The sequence below is a fragment of the Pseudomonas sp. 210_17 TE3656 genome, from assembly GCF_054821965.1.
Genome location: NZ_JBTRBC010000001.1, coordinates 3,556,958 through 3,572,360, shown reverse-complemented (window position 1 = coordinate 3,572,360; position 15,403 = coordinate 3,556,958). Strand labels below are relative to the sequence as shown.

Sequence of the window (15,403 nt, the reverse complement as noted above, 5' to 3'; positions counted from 1 at the left end):
AACACTCCTAACGCTTGTGGCCTGTATCCAGCTTGCGCTCCAGATGCATGGAGTAGCGGGACATACCGAAACAGAAAATCCAGAAAACCAGGGCGGCGAACACATAGCCCTCGGTCGCCATGCCCAGCCAGGTCGGGTCGGCAGCGGCCTGCTTGACGCTGTTGAGCAGGTCGAACAGGCCGATGATGATCACCAGGCTGGTGTCCTTGAACAGGGCAATGAAGGTATTGACGATGCCGGGAATCACCAGCTTCAGGGCTTGCGGCAGGATCACCAGGCCCATTGCGCGCCAGTAACCCAGGCCCATCGCCGCGGCGGCTTCGTACTGGCCTTTGGGAATGGCCTGCAAACCGCCGCGCACCACTTCGGCGATATACGCCGACTGGAACAGGATGACCCCGATCATCGCCCGCAGCAGCTTGTCGAAGCTCATGCCCTCGGGCAGGAACAGCGGCAGCATCACCGACGACATGAACAGCACGGTGATCAACGGCACGCCGCGCCAGAACTCGATGAAGGTCACGCAGACCACCTTCACCGCCGGCATGTTGGAGCGCCGTCCCAGCGCCAGCAGGATGCCCAGCGGCAAGGCGCCGACGATGCCGACAGTGGCGATTACCAAGGTCAGCATCAGCCCGCCCCATTGGTTGGTCGGTACTGTGCTAAGGCCCAGGTAGCCGCCGTGCAACAAGGTGAAGGCAACAAGCGGGTACAGCACCAAAAAGCTCAGGCCGTAGATCGCTTTGCGCGGGAAGCGCGCAATAAACAGCGGCGCCGCGCCGATCACCGCCAGCCAGACGGTCAGGTCAACGCGCCAACGCAGTTCGGTCGGGTAGTAGCCGTACATGAACTGGCCAAAACGCTGCTGGATGAACACCCAGCAGGCGCCATCCTTGGTGCAGTCGGCGCGTGTGGTGCCAACCCAGTTGGCGTCGAAGATCGACCACTGCAGCAGCGGCGGCACGATCAGCCACACCAGGTACAGGGCAAACAGCGTAAGCAGGGTGTTGAGCCAGCTGGAGAACAGGTTGGCGCGCATCCAGGCCAGCACGCCGACGGTTTTCACCGGCGGCGGCATATCAGGTTTGAAAACATGGGTAGTCATGCGCGTATCCTCACCGCTCGATCAGCGCAATGCGCTTGTTGTACCAGTTCATCAGCAGGGAAATGCTGATGCTGATGGCCAGATAGACGCTCATGGTGATGGCGATCACCTCGATGGCCTGGCCGGTCTGGTTGAGCACGGTGCCGGCGAACAACGAGACCATTTCCGGATAGCCGATACCGGCCGCCAGCGAAGAGTTCTTCGCCAGGTTCAGGTACTGGCTGGTCAGCGGTGGAATGATCACCCGCAACGCCTGGGGAATGATCACCTTGCGCAGGGTCGGGCCTTCGCGCAGCCCCAGGGAGCGGGCTGCTTCGGTCTGGCCGTAGCTGACCGAGCGAATACCCGAACGCACGATTTCGGCGATGAACGCCGCGGTGTAGATGGTCAATGCCAGGGTCAGGGCCAGCAGTTCGGGGATCAGCACCCAGCCGCCGACGAAGTTGAAGCCCTTGAGCTGCGGCATTTCCCAGTGCAGCGGGCTGCCCGCCAGCAACACGCTGAGCGCCGGAATGCCGAAGAACAGGAACAGACCGACCCAGAACTTGTGAAACGGCTCGCCGGTGGCTTCGAAGCGCCGGTTGGCCAGGCGCACCATCACCACAATGGCAACAATGGCCAGCACCAGGCTGACGACGAATGGCCAGAATCCTTCGGCCACAGAAGCACCGGGCATGTTCAGGCCCCGGTTGCTGATAAAGAAGGCGTCGTTGATGTTGATACTGCCCCGCGGTCCCGGCAGGGTCAGAAACACCGCGAAGTACCAGAACAGGATCTGCAACAGCGGTGGGATGTTACGGAAAGTCTCGACATACACGGTGGCCAGCTTGTTGATCATCCAGTTCGGTGACAACCGCGCCACACCGATGATGAACCCCAGCAGGGTTGCCAGAATGATGCCGATAAAAGTCACCAGCAGCGTATTGAGCAAGCCGATGACGAAAACCCGGGCATAACTGTCCTGCTCGGTGTAGGGAATCAGGTGCTGGGCGATGCCGAAACCGGCACTGCGCTCGAGAAAGTCAAAGCCCGAAGTGATCCCGCGATGTTGCAGGTTGGTCTGGGTGTTGTGAAACAGGTACCAGCCCAGAGCCAGCACCGCGACCACGGTGATGATCTGGAACAGCCACGCACGCACACGTGGATCGTTAAGGGATAGCCCCTTAGGTGCGCCGATTTGATTTTGCATGTAATGCCCCGCAAGGAAGGGATGCGAACAGCCTGCGGCGGCATGGGCCGCCGCAGGCCGCAACCGTCAGCGCACTGGTGGCGCGTACTGGATGCCGCCGTTGTTCCACAGGGCGTTCAGGCCGCGGTCGATTTGCAGTGGGGTTTCCTTGCCCAGGTTCTTCTCGAACACTTCACCGTAGTTGCCGACCTGTTTGACGATCTGCACCACCCAGTCCTTCGGCAGTTTCAGGTCCTTGCCGTATTCGCCGTCGGCGCCGAGCATACGGGCCACGTCAGGGTTCTTGGTGGCTTTGGCTTCAGCTTCGACGTTCTTCGAGTTGATGCCCATTTCTTCGGCATTGAGCATGGCGAACAGGGTCCACTTGACGATGCTGAACCACTCTTCATCGCCTTTACGTACCACCGGGCCCAGCGGTTCCTTGGAAATGGTTTCCGGCAGTACTACGTAATCGGCCGGGGCGGCCAGCTTGGAGCGCTGTGCGTAGAGCTGCGACTTGTCCGAGGTCAGCACGTCGCAACGGCCGGATTCCAGCGATTTGGCGCTTTCGTCGGAGGTGTCGAAGGTGATCGGGGTGTACTTCAGGCCATTGGCGCGGAAGTAGTCGGAGACGTTGAGTTCGGTGGTGGTACCGGCCTGGATGCAGATGGTTGCACCGTCCAGTTCCTTGGCGCTGGAAACGCCGAGCTTCTTGTTGACCAGGAAACCGATGCCGTCGTAATAGGTAACACCGGCGAACACCAGGCCCATGCCGGCGTCACGCGAGCTGGTCCAGGTGGTGTTACGCGACAGCACGTCGACTTCGCCGGACTGCAGCGCGGTGAAGCGCTCCTTGGCGTTGAGCTGGCTGAACTTGACCTTCTTGGCATCGCCGAACACCGCTGCGGCCACTGCGCGGCAGACGTCTGCGTCGATACCGACGATGTTGCCCTTGGCATCCGGAACCGAGAAGCCCGGCAAGCCGTCACTGACACCACACTGAACGAAGCCCTTCTTCTGCACGGCGTCCAGGGTCGCACCTGCCTGTGCGATACCACTGATACCGAGCACGGTAGCAGCGGTAACCACTGCCAGGGTGGATTTCAACATCTTCATTCAAACCTCCAGTTTTGCTCTTATTGTGTTGAGCCGGGATTGCACCGCACCCTTATGAGGCGCATCCGACCCGTGTTGGCTTGTTTTTGGGTCAATTGGCGCAATGCGCTGTTCTGTGACAGCCTTGGGGACCGCTAACGGGTGTTACCGTCCAAAACGTGTAACCTCGCATCAGGAGTTTCATAGCAAAGCGCGTACCACACTGAGCGGCTAAAGCGTTTCAGTTAACGTCAATAGGAAAACTTGCAACGTTGCGACAGGTTTTTCCCGGATTTACCCGACGCGCCTTCATTTCATGCACGCAAACAAGAGCGCGCGCACACTTTCGGAGCAGTCATGAGCCACCCGTTGATTCTCGAACCACAAAAAACCGCAGACGCCTGTGTGATCTGGTTGCACGGCCTGGGGGCCGATCGTTACGACTTCATGCCGGTGGCCGAAGCCTTGCAGGAAGTTCTGCTGACCACCCGCTTCGTCATGCCCCAGGCGCCCACCCGTCCGGTGACCATCAACGGTGGCTATGAAATGCCCAGCTGGTACGACATCAAGGCCATGACCCCGGCGCGGGCGATCGATGAAGATCAACTGAAGGCTTCGGCCGAGCAGGTGATCGAGCTGATCAAGGCCGAACAGGCCAAAGGCATCGACCTGGCCCGTATCGTTCTTGCCGGTTTCTCCCAGGGCGGCGCGGTGGTGCTGCACACTGCTTATATAAAGTGGCAAGAAGCCCTGGGCGGTGTGATCGCCCTGTCGACCTATGCGCCGACCTTTGCCCAGGAGCGTGAACTGAGCGCTTGCCAGCAACGCACCCCGGCCCTGTGCCTGCACGGTATCTACGACCCGGTGGTGCTACCGGCCATGGGCCGCAGCGCTTATGAGCACCTCAAGCACTGGGGCATCAACGTTGAGTGGAAGGAATACCCCATGGAGCACGAAGTGCTGCCCGAGGAGATTCGCGATATCGGCGAATGGCTGATCAAGCGCCTGCGCTAAAAAGAACACTTCCCTGTAGTTGTCAGTGCAATCCACTACGCCGCGCCCGATTCTTGCATTACACTGGCCGGCGTACATTCCTTAACCAATTGATGAGATGACCGTGCTCAAAGCACTCAAGAAGATGTTCGGCAAGAGCGAGGTTGAGCAACTCGCCCCCGAAAGCGCTGCCCCCGTGATGCAGCCGCCCGCAGCACCCAAGCCCCCTGCCCCGGCCGCCCCGCTCAAGACCGAAGCCGAGGCTGCCCAACCGGCACGCGCCGAAAAGCCGGCCGAGCCCAAACCGCGCCGTGAGCGCAAGCCAAAACCTGCAGCCTCCACCTGGAAGCTGGAAGATTTCGTGGTCGAGCCGCAAGAAGGCAAGACCCGGTTCCATGATTTCAAGCTCTCGCCCGAGCTGATGCATGCGATCCACGACCTGGGCTTTCCTTATTGCACGCCGATCCAGGCACAAGTGCTGGGTCATACCCTGCGCGGCAAGGATGCCATTGGCCGCGCCCAGACCGGCACCGGCAAGACTGCAGCCTTCCTGATCTCGATCATTTCCCAGCTGCAGCAGACCCCGCCGCCGAAAGAGCGCTACATGGGCGAGCCACGGGCACTGATCATCGCCCCGACCCGTGAACTGGTGGTGCAGATCGCCAAGGACGCCGCGGCGCTGACCAAGTACACCGGCCTGAACGTGATGACTTTCGTTGGCGGCATGGACTTCGACAAGCAGCTCAAGGCCCTCGAAGCGCGCCACTGCGACATTCTCGTGGCTACTCCCGGCCGTCTGCTGGACTTCAACCAACGCGGTGAAGCCCACCTGGACATGGTCGAAGTGCTGGTACTGGACGAAGCCGACCGCATGCTCGACATGGGCTTCATCCCGCAGGTACGGCAGATCATCCGCCAGACTCCGCCGAAGAGCGAACGTCAGACCCTGCTGTTCTCCGCGACCTTCACCGAAGACGTGATGAACCTGGCCAAGCAGTGGACCACCGATCCATCCATCGTCGAGATCGAGCCGGAGAACGTTGCCAGCGAAACCGTCGAACAGCACGTTTATGCCGTTGCCGGCAGCGACAAGTACAAGCTGCTGTACAACCTGGTGACCGAGAACAAGTGGGAACGGGTGATGGTCTTCGCCAACCGCAAGGATGAAGTGCGGCGCATCGAAGAACGCCTGGTACGCGATGGCGTCAACGCTGCCCAGTTGTCGGGTGACGTGCCCCAGCACAAGCGCATCAAGACCCTGGAAAACTTCCGTGAAGGCCGCATTACCGTGCTGGTCGCGACCGACGTCGCCGGTCGCGGTATCCACATCGACGGCATCAGCCATGTGATCAACTTCACCTTGCCGGAAGATCCGGACGATTACGTACACCGTATCGGCCGTACCGGTCGTGCTGGCACCAGCGGTGTGTCGATCAGCTTCGCCGGCGAGGATGACTCCTACCAGTTGCCGGCCATCGAAGAGCTGCTGGGTCGCAAGATCAGCTGCGAGATGCCGCCGACCGAACTGCTCAAGCCAGTGCCGCGCAAGCATCACTGAGTACTGACAGTCGTCTGAAAACGCAGCCCTGGCTGCGTTTTTTTATGCCGCTGATATTGTCCAAATAAACAAAGAGTCCATAATGGACAAAATAGTTTAATTGGAGACTCGTATGTCCACGCCTCTCGTCATCGATCAACAGCTCGCTCGCCAACTGCTGACCCAGGTGGATGTCCCGCAGATCCTGCGCAGCCTGTTCCGTGACCTGGCGGCCGGGCAAGCCGTGCAGCCGCCGCAACAGCTGGTGGAGTTCCCTGCCGGCCAGGGTGACTTCATCAACTACGGCGGGGTACTGGCGCAGGAACGTGTCTACGGTGTGAAAACCTCGCCCTACATCGTTCGCGAGCAAGGTCCGCTGGTCACCGCCTGGACCCTGCTGATGTCCATGGACAGCGGCCAGCCGCTGCTGCTGTGTGATGCTGGCGAACTGACCACCGCGCGTACCGCCGCCACCACCGCTGTCGCGGTCGATGCCCTGGCCGCCGCCAGTGCCCGGCGCCTGACAGTGATCGGCAGCGGCCCGATCGCCCGCGCCCACCTGCACTATGTTCGCGGCCTGCGCGAGTGGCAGGACATTCGCCTGTTCTCGCCCAGCCTGGCCGGGCAAAGCGCCGAACAGCGCCAGGCGCTGCTTGACCTCGATCCACGCCTGACGCTCAGCGACAGCCTCGACCAGGCGCTGGAGGATGCCGATGTGATCATGCTGTGCACCTCCTCGGCCAGCCCGGTTATCGACCCGGGCAGCTTGAGCAAACCGGCCCTGATCACCTCGATCAGCACCAATGCCGTGCGCGCCCATGAAGTACCGCCCGCCAGCCTCGGCGCCATGGATGTGTATTGCGACTACCGGGTAACCACCCCGGGCAGCGCTGGCGAAATGCGTATCGCGGCGGAGCAACATGGTTGGCAACCGGAAGCCATCGTCGGTGATCTGGCGCAGTTGTTGAGCAACCAGGCCCCTGCCCCGACTTACCAGCGCCACGCGTTCTTCCGTTCCATCGGTCTGGGCCTGGAAGACATCGCCCTGGCCAACGCCCTGTACCGCCTGCAGCGCGCCGACTGAGGAGATATCCATGCAACAGGCTGACTACATCATCATTGGCGCCGGTATCGCGGGCGCTTCCACCGGCTACTGGCTGGCCGCTCACGGCCGGGTGTTGCTGCTCGAACGCGAGTCGCAGCCGGGCTATCACTCCACCGGGCGTTCGGCCGCGCTGTATACCGCTGCTTATGGAACGCCGCAGGTGCGTGCCCTGACCCTCGCCAGCCGGGAGTTTTTCGATCATCCGCCGGCAGGCTTTGCCGAGCATCCGCTGCTCAGTCCGCGCGGGGAAATGACCGTCGACCTCACTGGCGATCCTGAAGAACTGCAGCGTCAGTATCAAAGTGCCAAGGCCTGTGTGCCGGAAGTCGAACTGCTCAGCGCCGACCAGGCCTGCGCCCGTCTGCCGGTGCTGCGCCGCGACAAAGTCCATGGCGCCCTGTACGACCCGAGCGCCAGCGACATCGACACCGATGCCCTGCACCAGGGCTACCTGCGCGGTATCCGCCGTCAGCAGGGTGAAGTGCACAGCGATTGCGAGGTCCAGCAACTGAGCCGCGATGACAAGGGGCTCTGGCAGGTGCAGACCAGCCGTGGCACCTTCAGCGCACCGGTGCTGATCAACGCCGCTGGCGCCTGGGCCGACCACATCGCTGTACTGGCCGGTGCGCAAGCGCTTGGCCTGCAGCCCAAACGTCGCGCGGCCTTCATCTTCGCCGGCCCCGAGGGCATCGACAGCCACGCCTGGCCGATGCTGGTCAGTCTCGACGAATCGTTCTACATGAAGCCCGACGCCGGCATGCTGCTCGGCTCGCCCGCCAATGCCGACCCGGTCGAACCCCATGACGTGCAGGCCGAAGAGCTGGACATTGCCATGGGCATCTACCAGATCGAAGAAGCCACCACTCTGAGCATTCGCCGGCCCACCCGCACCTGGGCCGGCCTGCGCAGCTTCGTTACCGACGGTGATCTGGTGGCCGGTTTCGACCCACAGGTGCCCGGCCTGTTCTGGGTAGCGGCACAAGGTGGTTATGGCATCCAGACCTCGCCCGCCATGGGCCAGGCCAGCGCCGCCCTGGTGCGTGGCGAAGACCTGCCCGAGGCCCTCAAGGGCTTTGGCCTGAACGCCGCGATGCTTTCCCCGCGCCGCCTGCAGGGATGACGCGCCGCCGCGATTGCGGCACACTCGCAGCGCCCTTGTGCCAAGGGCGCTGACACCGCCTGGAGCCTGCCTGAATGTCGACCCCTCGCCCCGACCCTGTCCTGGACAACTACCGGGCCATCGCCGATGCCATTGCTACGCTGTTTTTCCCCCACGCCGAGGTGGTGCTGCACGACCTGCGCAACCAGAAAATCGACTACATCGCCAACAACCTGTCGAAACGCGAGATCGGTGATGATGCCGCGCTGGAAGACCTGCTCGAGACCGGCACCGATGAAACCAATATCGGTCCCTACGAGAAGCTCAACTGGGACGGGCAGAAGATCCGCTCGTTGAGCACCGTGTTGCGCAATGAGGCGGGCACACCGCTGGCGGTGCTGTGCATCAACCTGAACATTTCCCTGTTCGAAAATGCCAGGGCCGCGCTGGACCTGTTCCTGTCGCCAAGCAAGCTGATTCCCCAGCCCGATGCGCTGTTTCGCGACGACTGGCAGGAGCGTATCAATACCTTCCTCAACAGCTGGCTACGCCAGCGCCAGTTGAGCCTGAACGTACTGACCCGCGAGCATAAACGCGAGCTGGTCCTGGCCCTGCACGCCGAAGGCGCGTTCAAGGGCAAGAGTGCAGCCAACTACGTGGCCAATGTGCTGGGGATGGGACGGGCGACGGTGTACAAGCACCTGAAGGAACTCAAGGCCTGAAAGCTTCAGGCCCTGAGCGCGGCGATCAATCGCCGTAGATGTCGGTCTTGAAGTACTTCGACTGGATTTTCTGGTACTCGCCGTTGGCGCGGATGTCGTCGATGGCTTTGTTGAGTTTGCTCACCAGCGCCTCGTTACCCTTGCGCACCGCGATCCCGGCACCTTCACCGACGTATTTCGGGTCCTTCAGCTCTGGACCGACGAAGGCATAGTCAGCACCGCGCGGCATCGACAGGAAATCATCCAGAGGGATGGTGTCGGCGAAAATCGCATCGACACGCCCGGATGCCAGGTCCATGTAGATCTCTTCGTTGTTGCTGTAGCGCTTGATGATGATGCCCTTAGGCTCCAGCACTTCGGTGGCGTAGCGATCGGTGGTGGTGGCGCGCTGCACACCCACGGTCTTGCCCTTGAGGCTGGCGTACTGGTCATCGACCGTTGCCCCCTTCTTCATCACCAGCCGCGATGAGGTGAAGTAGTACTTGTGGGTAAAGTCGACCGACTTCTTGCGCTCGTCGGTGATGGTCATCGAAGACAGCGCGGCGTCGATCTTCTTCACTTTCAGCGAAGGAATCAGGCCGTCGAACTCCACCTCGTTCCACACGCATTTGACCTGCATCTGCGCGCACAAGGCATTGCCGATGTCGTAGTCAAAGCCGACGATCTCGCCTTTGTCGTTCTTCGAGGCAAAGGGTGGGTAAGCGGCTTCGATGCCGATGCGCAAGGTGTCTTCGGCGGCGAACAGGCTGCCGGCCATCAGGCTCAGGGCCAGACCACTGATCAGGGTGAAGTTCTTCATGCGGGTCTCTCTCGCTCGTTATTGGAGGTGTGTTGCAAGACAGAGGGAAATGGGCAGGCACGCGACGGCCTGGAATTATTTTGTACTTATAATTCCATACTGGACTTTATTGTATAAAAATTCAACAGACAAAAAGCATGTGGGAGCCGGCAATGCCGGCGAGGGGCCAGTACTACCAACAACAAACGGTAAGCAGGTTCTGCGACCGCTTCGCGCTCGATCGCAGGCTACGCCAGCTCCCACAGAGACTCCACCAAGACCTGCAATGCCGCAGGCTACCAACGCCCCGCCGCGTCTTCATCACTCTGCTTGCCCTCGACCCAACGCGGGCCGTCACCGGTCTGTTCTTTCTTCCAGAACGGTGCACGGGTCTTGAGGTAGTCCATGATGAAATTGCACGCATCAAACGCAGCCTGACGATGAGCACTGGCCACGCCAACGAAGACGATCGGTTCGCCCGGCTCGAGCGCGCCGATACGGTGCAGAACCTCGACCTTGAGCAGCGGCCAGCGCTGTTCGGCCTCAACGACGATCTTGGCCAAGGCCTTTTCGGTCATGCCCGGATAGTGCTCCAGGAACATGCCCGCCACTTCCTGGCCGTCATTGAAGTCACGTACGTAACCAACAAAGCCGACCACCGCGCCAACACCAACATTGGCGGCATGCATGGCGTTGACTTCGACGCCCGGATCAAAGGCTGCGGTCTGGACACGAATGCTCATCTCAGCCTCCGGTCACGGGGGGGAAGAACGCCACTTCGTCGCCGTCTTCCACAGGCTCATCGAGCTTGCAGAGCTCTTCGTTACGCGCGCACATCAGGTTCTGTTCGCCCAGAACTTCATGCTTGCCACCCTTGGCGACCAACGCCTTGCGCACGTCGTTCAGGGTAGCGAACGCGCCTTCGAGCTTCTCGCTATCGACGCCAAGCGCTTCGCGGTAACGAGCGAAATACATCACCTTGATGCTCATTTCACGTCATCCGCCTGGTAATGGCCGCTCTTGCCACCGAGCTTTTCCAGCACCCGCACACCGTCGATGATCATGCCGCGGTCAACCGCTTTGCACATATCGTAGATGGTCAGCGCGGCGACGCTGGCGGCGGTCAGGGCTTCCATTTCCACGCCGGTCTGCCCGGCCAGTTTGCAGCGCGCGACGATATAGACAGTGTCGTTGCCTTCGGCGCTGAGCTCGACCTTGACGCTGGTCAGCATCAGCGGATGGCACAACGGGATCAGGTCGCTGGTCTTCTTCGCCGCCTGGATACCGGCAATGCGGGCCACGGCGAAGACATCACCCTTGGGGTGCTCGCCATCGACAATCATCTGCAGGGTTTGCGGGAGCATGCGTACCCGCGCTTCGGCCACAGCCTCACGCGAGGTCACGGCTTTATCGGTAACGTCGACCATAGTGGCCCGACCTTGGGAATCGAGATGAGTCAGCACAGCCTTCCTCCTGTTCAGGAGTAAAGAGTGTAAACCCAAGGGTGTGGATATCGCAGCGAAAAAAACCGGGCGACAAGGCCGCCCGGTGGTTGCCGGTTACAGGTGCGTTTCGGCGTATTCGGCCAGAATCGAACGCGGTACGCCCTGCAGGGTGATGTGCACGCCGTTGGGGAAGTCTTTGAAACGCTCGGTCAGGTAGGTCAGGCCCGAGCTGGTAGCGGACAGGTAAGGGGTGTCGATCTGCGCCAGGTTACCCAGGCAGATCACCTTCGAACCGGTACCGGCACGGGTGATGATGGTTTTCATCTGGTGCGGGGTAAGGTTCTGGCATTCGTCAATCAGGATCAGGCTCTGCTGGAAGCTGCGGCCACGAATGTAGTTCAGCGATTTGAACTGCAGCGGCACCCGTTCAAGGATGTAGTCGACACTGCCATGGGTGTTTTCATCATCCATGTGCAGCGCTTCGAGGTTGTCGGTGATCGCCCCGAGCCAGGGCTCCATTTTCTCGGCTTCGGTGCCCGGCAAAAAGCCGATCTCCTGGTCCAGCCCCTGTACGCTACGGGTAGCGATGATGCGCCGGTACCGCTTGCTGACCATGGTCTGCTCGATGGCGGCGGCCAGGGCGAGGATGGTTTTACCGGAACCGGCGGCGCCGGTCAGGTTGACCAGGTGAATGTCCGGATCAAGCAGCGCGAACAAGGCCAGGCTCTGATGGATGTCACGCGGTTTCAGGCCCCAGGCTTCCTGGTGCAACAGAGGCTCCTGGTGCAGGTCGAGCAACAGCAGCTCGTCGTCCTTGATGCCCTTGATCCAGCCAACGAAACCCTGCTCGTCAATGATGAACTCGTTGATGTGCACCGCCGGCAGGTTGTCGATCATTTGCACCCGGTGCCAGGTGCGGCCACGCTCCTGGCGGGTCTCGACCTTGCTGACCCGGTCCCAGAACGACCCGGTGACACTGTGATAGCCCTTGGACAACAGGGAAACGTCGTCAACCAGCTGGTCGGTGCTGTAGTCCTCGGCCGCGATCCCACAGGCGCGGGCCTTGAGGCGCATGTTGATGTCTTTGGTCACCAGCACCACATCCATGTCCTTGCGCCGGCTACGCAGCTCAAGCAACTGGTTGATGATGATGTTGTCGTTGAGGGTTTCCGGCAGCAGGCGATTGGGCTCGTTGCGCGGGCTCATCAGGATGGAAAGAAAGCCCTTGGGCCCGCTCTTGCCACGCTGGATCGGCACGCCCTGTTCAACGTCAGCTGGCGTGGCATCGCCCAGGGTCTGGTCGATCAGGCGGATGGCCTGGCGACATTCAGCGGCGATGGTGTGCTTTCCGGTCTTGAGTTTGTCGAGCTCCTCCAGCACCGTCATCGGTATGGCGACGTGGTGCTCCTCGAAATTGAGCAATGCGTTTGGATCGTGGATCAGTACATTGGTATCGAGCACATAAAGGATTGGCTGGTTGGAGGAAGTGGTGCGTCCTTGATCATCCATACTCGGTCACCTTTGTGGAAGCCATACAACGCAATACCTGAACGGTGCTGCGCCGTGAAGTGGCCGCCGGTTCTCCCCTGGTCCGCGTCGTTACGGGTGGGAAGCTGCCCTCACAGAAAATGGTGCCCAATGACGCCACCTGTGATGCAGGGTTCGGCGGTCTGTCTTCTTGATACCGCAAAACCCATGACCGGAAAAAGCATTTTTACGTATTTTTGAAGTTTATTTTTCGTGATGACACTTAGCCCTTGGCGCGGGGTCAAAGCACCGCTACAGTCATAAATCAGGCCCAGTAAATTGCGCGTAACATTTTCTTGCTGGACGCACAGTTCTCATCCTGATTTCAGCTTTTTCCGGCAAAATGCCGGCAATCTTCCCAACCAATACCGCTTTGTGCCGTCTGCTTGAGCAGCCAGGCCACGGCCTCCTGCGCTTTGGGTTGGGCGTCGTGAAACTGGATCAGTCCGTGGCGCCAGAGCAGCATCAGGGTCAGCACCCGTTGCGCCGATTGTTCGCCGCTCAAGGTGCTCTGGTCCTGGGCATCGATATTCCACAACACCACCTGTAACCCCTGGCTGGCGAAGAAGTCCTGGCTGTCGGCCCGGCGCTGGCCATAGGGTGGCCTGAACAGCGGTACATACTGATCGGGCAGGTCCGCCTGCACCCGGGCCTGACTGCGCAGCACCGATTGCTGCCAGTCCTGCCATTGCCCGTGGGAGCGGTACTGCCAGCCTTGAATCCCCACACACTGGCCTTTGTAGAGGGCGCGCAGGTCGGTCAGCGAGGTCTTGTCGCGGCGTATTTTTCAGGCTGTTGCCGAGCACAAAGAAGGTTGCGCCGAGTTTCTGCCGGCGCAGGTACTCGGTCAGGCTGTCGGTGCCACCGCCGAGGGGGCTGGGGCCTGAGTCGAAGGTCAGCATGAACAAGCGGTCATTGAGTTCATCGCCGTTACGCTCAAGGTCCGAATAACGCTCGATTTCGCTGGCGTTCTGCGGAAACAACGCGGCTTTGCGCAACAGCTCGTCGAGGTAGCGCTGATGGAACTCGCGGCTCGGTTCAGCCCAGCCGGCATAGAAGGAATCGCTGGCCACTGCGAACTTCGCCGCTTGCTGGCGCAGCTCGGCCTGCCCGTCGATGGCATAACAGAACGAGGCATCCTGTTCGCAACTTTGCTGGGCCAGGTCATAGTTGCGCCACAATTGCTGCCACAGACGCGCGCGCACCTGGTTGATCGACAGCAGATTGATCTGCTTGAGGCCCAGGCGTGCTGCCAGCGCCGGTTCGTCGAGCGCTTCGCTGGCCGCAAGGGCCTGGGAAAAACCAAGAATCTCGGCCCGCGAGGCGACATCGAACAGCGCCGGGCTGTCGAGTTGCTCTGGCCAGTAGCTGCGGTCGAAGGTTGTCGGCGGCACAGGCGCGGCTTGCACCGCAGCACTCAACAGTCCGGTCAGTAGTAGAAAAGCAATGCGCACGATCGAGCTCCCCGATTTCCTCGCCGCGCACTATAGCGTCAAGCGTCGGGATGGTCTGTGGCTATCAACGTCATAGCTGGAGATCAGCGCCCCCGCCCCGTAGAATCGGCGCCACGATTTCAGGAGCCCGACCGATGCTGACGGTGATTTCCCCCGCCAAGACCCTCGACTACGACACCCCGCCGGTGACCCAGCGCTACACCCAGCCGCAGTACCTGGATGATTCCCAGGAGCTGATCGTGCAGCTGCGCGAGCTGTCGCCGGCGCAGATCAGCGAGCTGATGCACCTCTCCGACAAGCTCGCAGGCCTCAATTCCGCGCGCTTCGGCAGCTGGACCCCGGCCTTCACCCCGGAAAACGCCAAGCAGGCGCTGCTGGCCTTCAAGGGTGACGTGTACACCGGGCTGGACGCCGAAAGCCTGAGCGAAGACGACTTCAGCTACGCCCAGGATCACCTGCGCATGCTCTCGGGGCTGTACGGGCTGCTGCGGCCGCTGGACCTGATGCAACCTTACCGCCTGGAAATGGGCACCAAGCTGGCCAACGCCCGCGGCAAGGACCTGTATGCCTTCTGGGGCACGCGCATCAGCGAATGGCTGAACCAGGCCCTGGCCGAGCAAGGCGACGACCTGCTGCTCAACCTTGCCAGCAACGAGTACTTCAGCGCGGTCAAACGCAATGCGCTCAAGGCCCGGATCATCAACACCGAGTTCCGCGACTTCAAGAACGGCCAGTACAAGATCATCAGCTTCTACGCCAAGAAAGCCCGCGGGATGATGAGCCGCTTCGTGATCCAGGAACGCATCAACGATCCCGAGCAGCTCAAGCAGTTCGATGTGCAGGGTTACTACTACAGTGCCGAGCAGTCGAAGCCGGACAACCTGGTGTTCCTGCGCGATCATCCGGACGAGTGAGTCGAACCGATGTAGGAGCGGATTTACCGGGACGCCGGACCGCCGCGATAGACTGCAGAGCAGTCCCGATTTTTTGGGCCGCGTTGCGGCCCTTCGCGGATAAATCCGCTCCTACAGTTCTTCACTCCACGATCGACATGAGTTTTGCGCAAAAAAACCAGCCTCCCAGTTTTATTTCAAACTGCCATCAAGCCCATTCGTATTTTTTTGACGAAATTCAAAAAATAATTCCCGATACTGGCAATAAAACATCCCTCCCCGAGTTCGCCCTTTATATACAGGGACGAAACTGCCCAGTGCTATCAAATTGAAAGTAATGGCACTTCAATAATTATTTAAAAATCCTTCACGTTCACCGAACTGCCCTCGGAACTTATCCCCTCACCCATCGCTCATAGCACCGGTAACGATTCTCGAGCATCGTGTAAGAGATGACCTACAGCGAACCCAGGAGATCCGCG

General features: G+C 60.6%; 14 protein-coding genes and 1 pseudogene. 6 read left to right on the top strand and 9 right to left on the bottom strand.

Going from position 1 to position 15,403, the window contains the following annotated elements:
• Positions 1-7 precede the first annotated feature (7 nt).
• From ACVI9W_RS16805 to ACVI9W_RS16795, 3 genes are all read right to left on the bottom strand, one after another.
• Positions 8-1,105, bottom strand: a complete 1,098-nt coding sequence (locus ACVI9W_RS16805) for an amino acid ABC transporter permease (RefSeq protein WP_461530584.1) — start codon at positions 1,103-1,105, stop codon at positions 8-10.
• Between the two features lie 10 nt (positions 1,106-1,115).
• Positions 1,116-2,294 carry an amino acid ABC transporter permease gene (locus tag ACVI9W_RS16800; RefSeq protein WP_038607142.1) on the bottom strand — a complete coding sequence of 393 codons (1,179 nt, stop codon included), beginning with the start codon at positions 2,292-2,294 and terminating at the stop codon, positions 1,116-1,118.
• A gap of 66 nt (positions 2,295-2,360) precedes the next feature.
• The gene (locus ACVI9W_RS16795) at positions 2,361-3,389 is read right to left on the bottom strand and encodes an amino acid ABC transporter substrate-binding protein (protein WP_038607138.1); all 1,029 of its coding nucleotides are present in this window, start codon (positions 3,387-3,389) and stop codon (positions 2,361-2,363) included.
• A gap of 336 nt (positions 3,390-3,725) precedes the next feature.
• On the opposite strand from ACVI9W_RS16795, the gene ACVI9W_RS16790 reads away from it, so the two are divergent.
• The 5 genes from ACVI9W_RS16790 (at position 3,726) to ACVI9W_RS16770 (ending at position 8,824) form a co-directional block, all read left to right on the top strand.
• Entirely contained in the window at positions 3,726-4,382 is a 657-nt protein-coding gene (locus ACVI9W_RS16790) for an alpha/beta hydrolase (protein WP_461530583.1), read from the top strand.
• A 103-nt stretch (positions 4,383-4,485) separates the two neighbouring features.
• Positions 4,486-5,919 carry an ATP-dependent RNA helicase RhlB gene (gene rhlB / locus ACVI9W_RS16785; protein WP_461530582.1) on the top strand — a complete coding sequence of 478 codons (1,434 nt, stop codon included), beginning with the start codon at positions 4,486-4,488 and terminating at the stop codon, positions 5,917-5,919.
• Positions 5,920-6,031: 112 nt separating this feature from the next.
• Positions 6,032-6,982 (top strand): ornithine cyclodeaminase family protein, encoded by a 951-nt coding sequence (locus tag ACVI9W_RS16780; protein WP_461530581.1) that lies wholly within the window; start codon positions 6,032-6,034, stop codon positions 6,980-6,982.
• A 10-nt stretch (positions 6,983-6,992) separates the two neighbouring features.
• A complete protein-coding gene (locus ACVI9W_RS16775) occupies positions 6,993-8,123 on the top strand; it encodes an NAD(P)/FAD-dependent oxidoreductase (protein WP_461530580.1) in 1,131 nt (376 codons plus the stop codon).
• A 74-nt stretch (positions 8,124-8,197) separates the two neighbouring features.
• Positions 8,198-8,824, top strand: coding sequence for a helix-turn-helix transcriptional regulator (locus tag ACVI9W_RS16770; protein WP_038607127.1), 627 nt, complete (start codon positions 8,198-8,200; stop codon positions 8,822-8,824).
• 25 nt (positions 8,825-8,849) lie between these two features.
• On the opposite strand, the gene ACVI9W_RS16765 is transcribed toward ACVI9W_RS16770, so the two are convergent.
• The 6 genes and pseudogenes from ACVI9W_RS16765 to ACVI9W_RS16740 all read right to left on the bottom strand — a co-directional run bounded on the left by ACVI9W_RS16765 (position 8,850) and on the right by ACVI9W_RS16740 (position 14,028).
• Entirely contained in the window at positions 8,850-9,623 is a 774-nt protein-coding gene (locus ACVI9W_RS16765) for an ABC transporter substrate-binding protein (RefSeq protein ID WP_157191211.1), read from the bottom strand.
• A gap of 275 nt (positions 9,624-9,898) precedes the next feature.
• Positions 9,899-10,345: a molybdopterin synthase catalytic subunit MoaE gene (gene moaE / locus ACVI9W_RS16760; protein ID WP_461530579.1), complete on the bottom strand. Its 447-nt coding sequence runs from the start codon at positions 10,343-10,345 to the stop codon at positions 9,899-9,901.
• A 1-nt stretch (position 10,346) separates the two neighbouring features.
• A complete protein-coding gene (moaD, locus tag ACVI9W_RS16755) occupies positions 10,347-10,592 on the bottom strand; it encodes a molybdopterin converting factor subunit 1 (RefSeq protein WP_461530578.1) in 246 nt (81 codons plus the stop codon).
• The gene (gene moaC / locus ACVI9W_RS16750) at positions 10,589-11,065 is read right to left on the bottom strand and encodes a cyclic pyranopterin monophosphate synthase MoaC (RefSeq protein WP_038607116.1); all 477 of its coding nucleotides are present in this window, start codon (positions 11,063-11,065) and stop codon (positions 10,589-10,591) included. Before moaC ends, moaD begins: the two co-directional genes overlap by 4 nt.
• 96 nt (positions 11,066-11,161) lie before the next feature.
• A complete protein-coding gene (locus tag ACVI9W_RS16745) occupies positions 11,162-12,556 on the bottom strand; it encodes a PhoH family protein (RefSeq protein WP_038607114.1) in 1,395 nt (464 codons plus the stop codon).
• Between the two features lie 343 nt (positions 12,557-12,899).
• A pseudogene (locus ACVI9W_RS16740) lies at positions 12,900-14,028 on the bottom strand (polysaccharide deacetylase family protein).
• A gap of 134 nt (positions 14,029-14,162) precedes the next feature.
• Between ACVI9W_RS16740 and yaaA the strand changes: the two are divergent.
• Positions 14,163-14,942, top strand: coding sequence for a peroxide stress protein YaaA (gene yaaA / locus ACVI9W_RS16735; protein ID WP_461530577.1), 780 nt, complete (start codon positions 14,163-14,165; stop codon positions 14,940-14,942).
• Positions 14,943-15,403 lie beyond the last annotated feature (461 nt).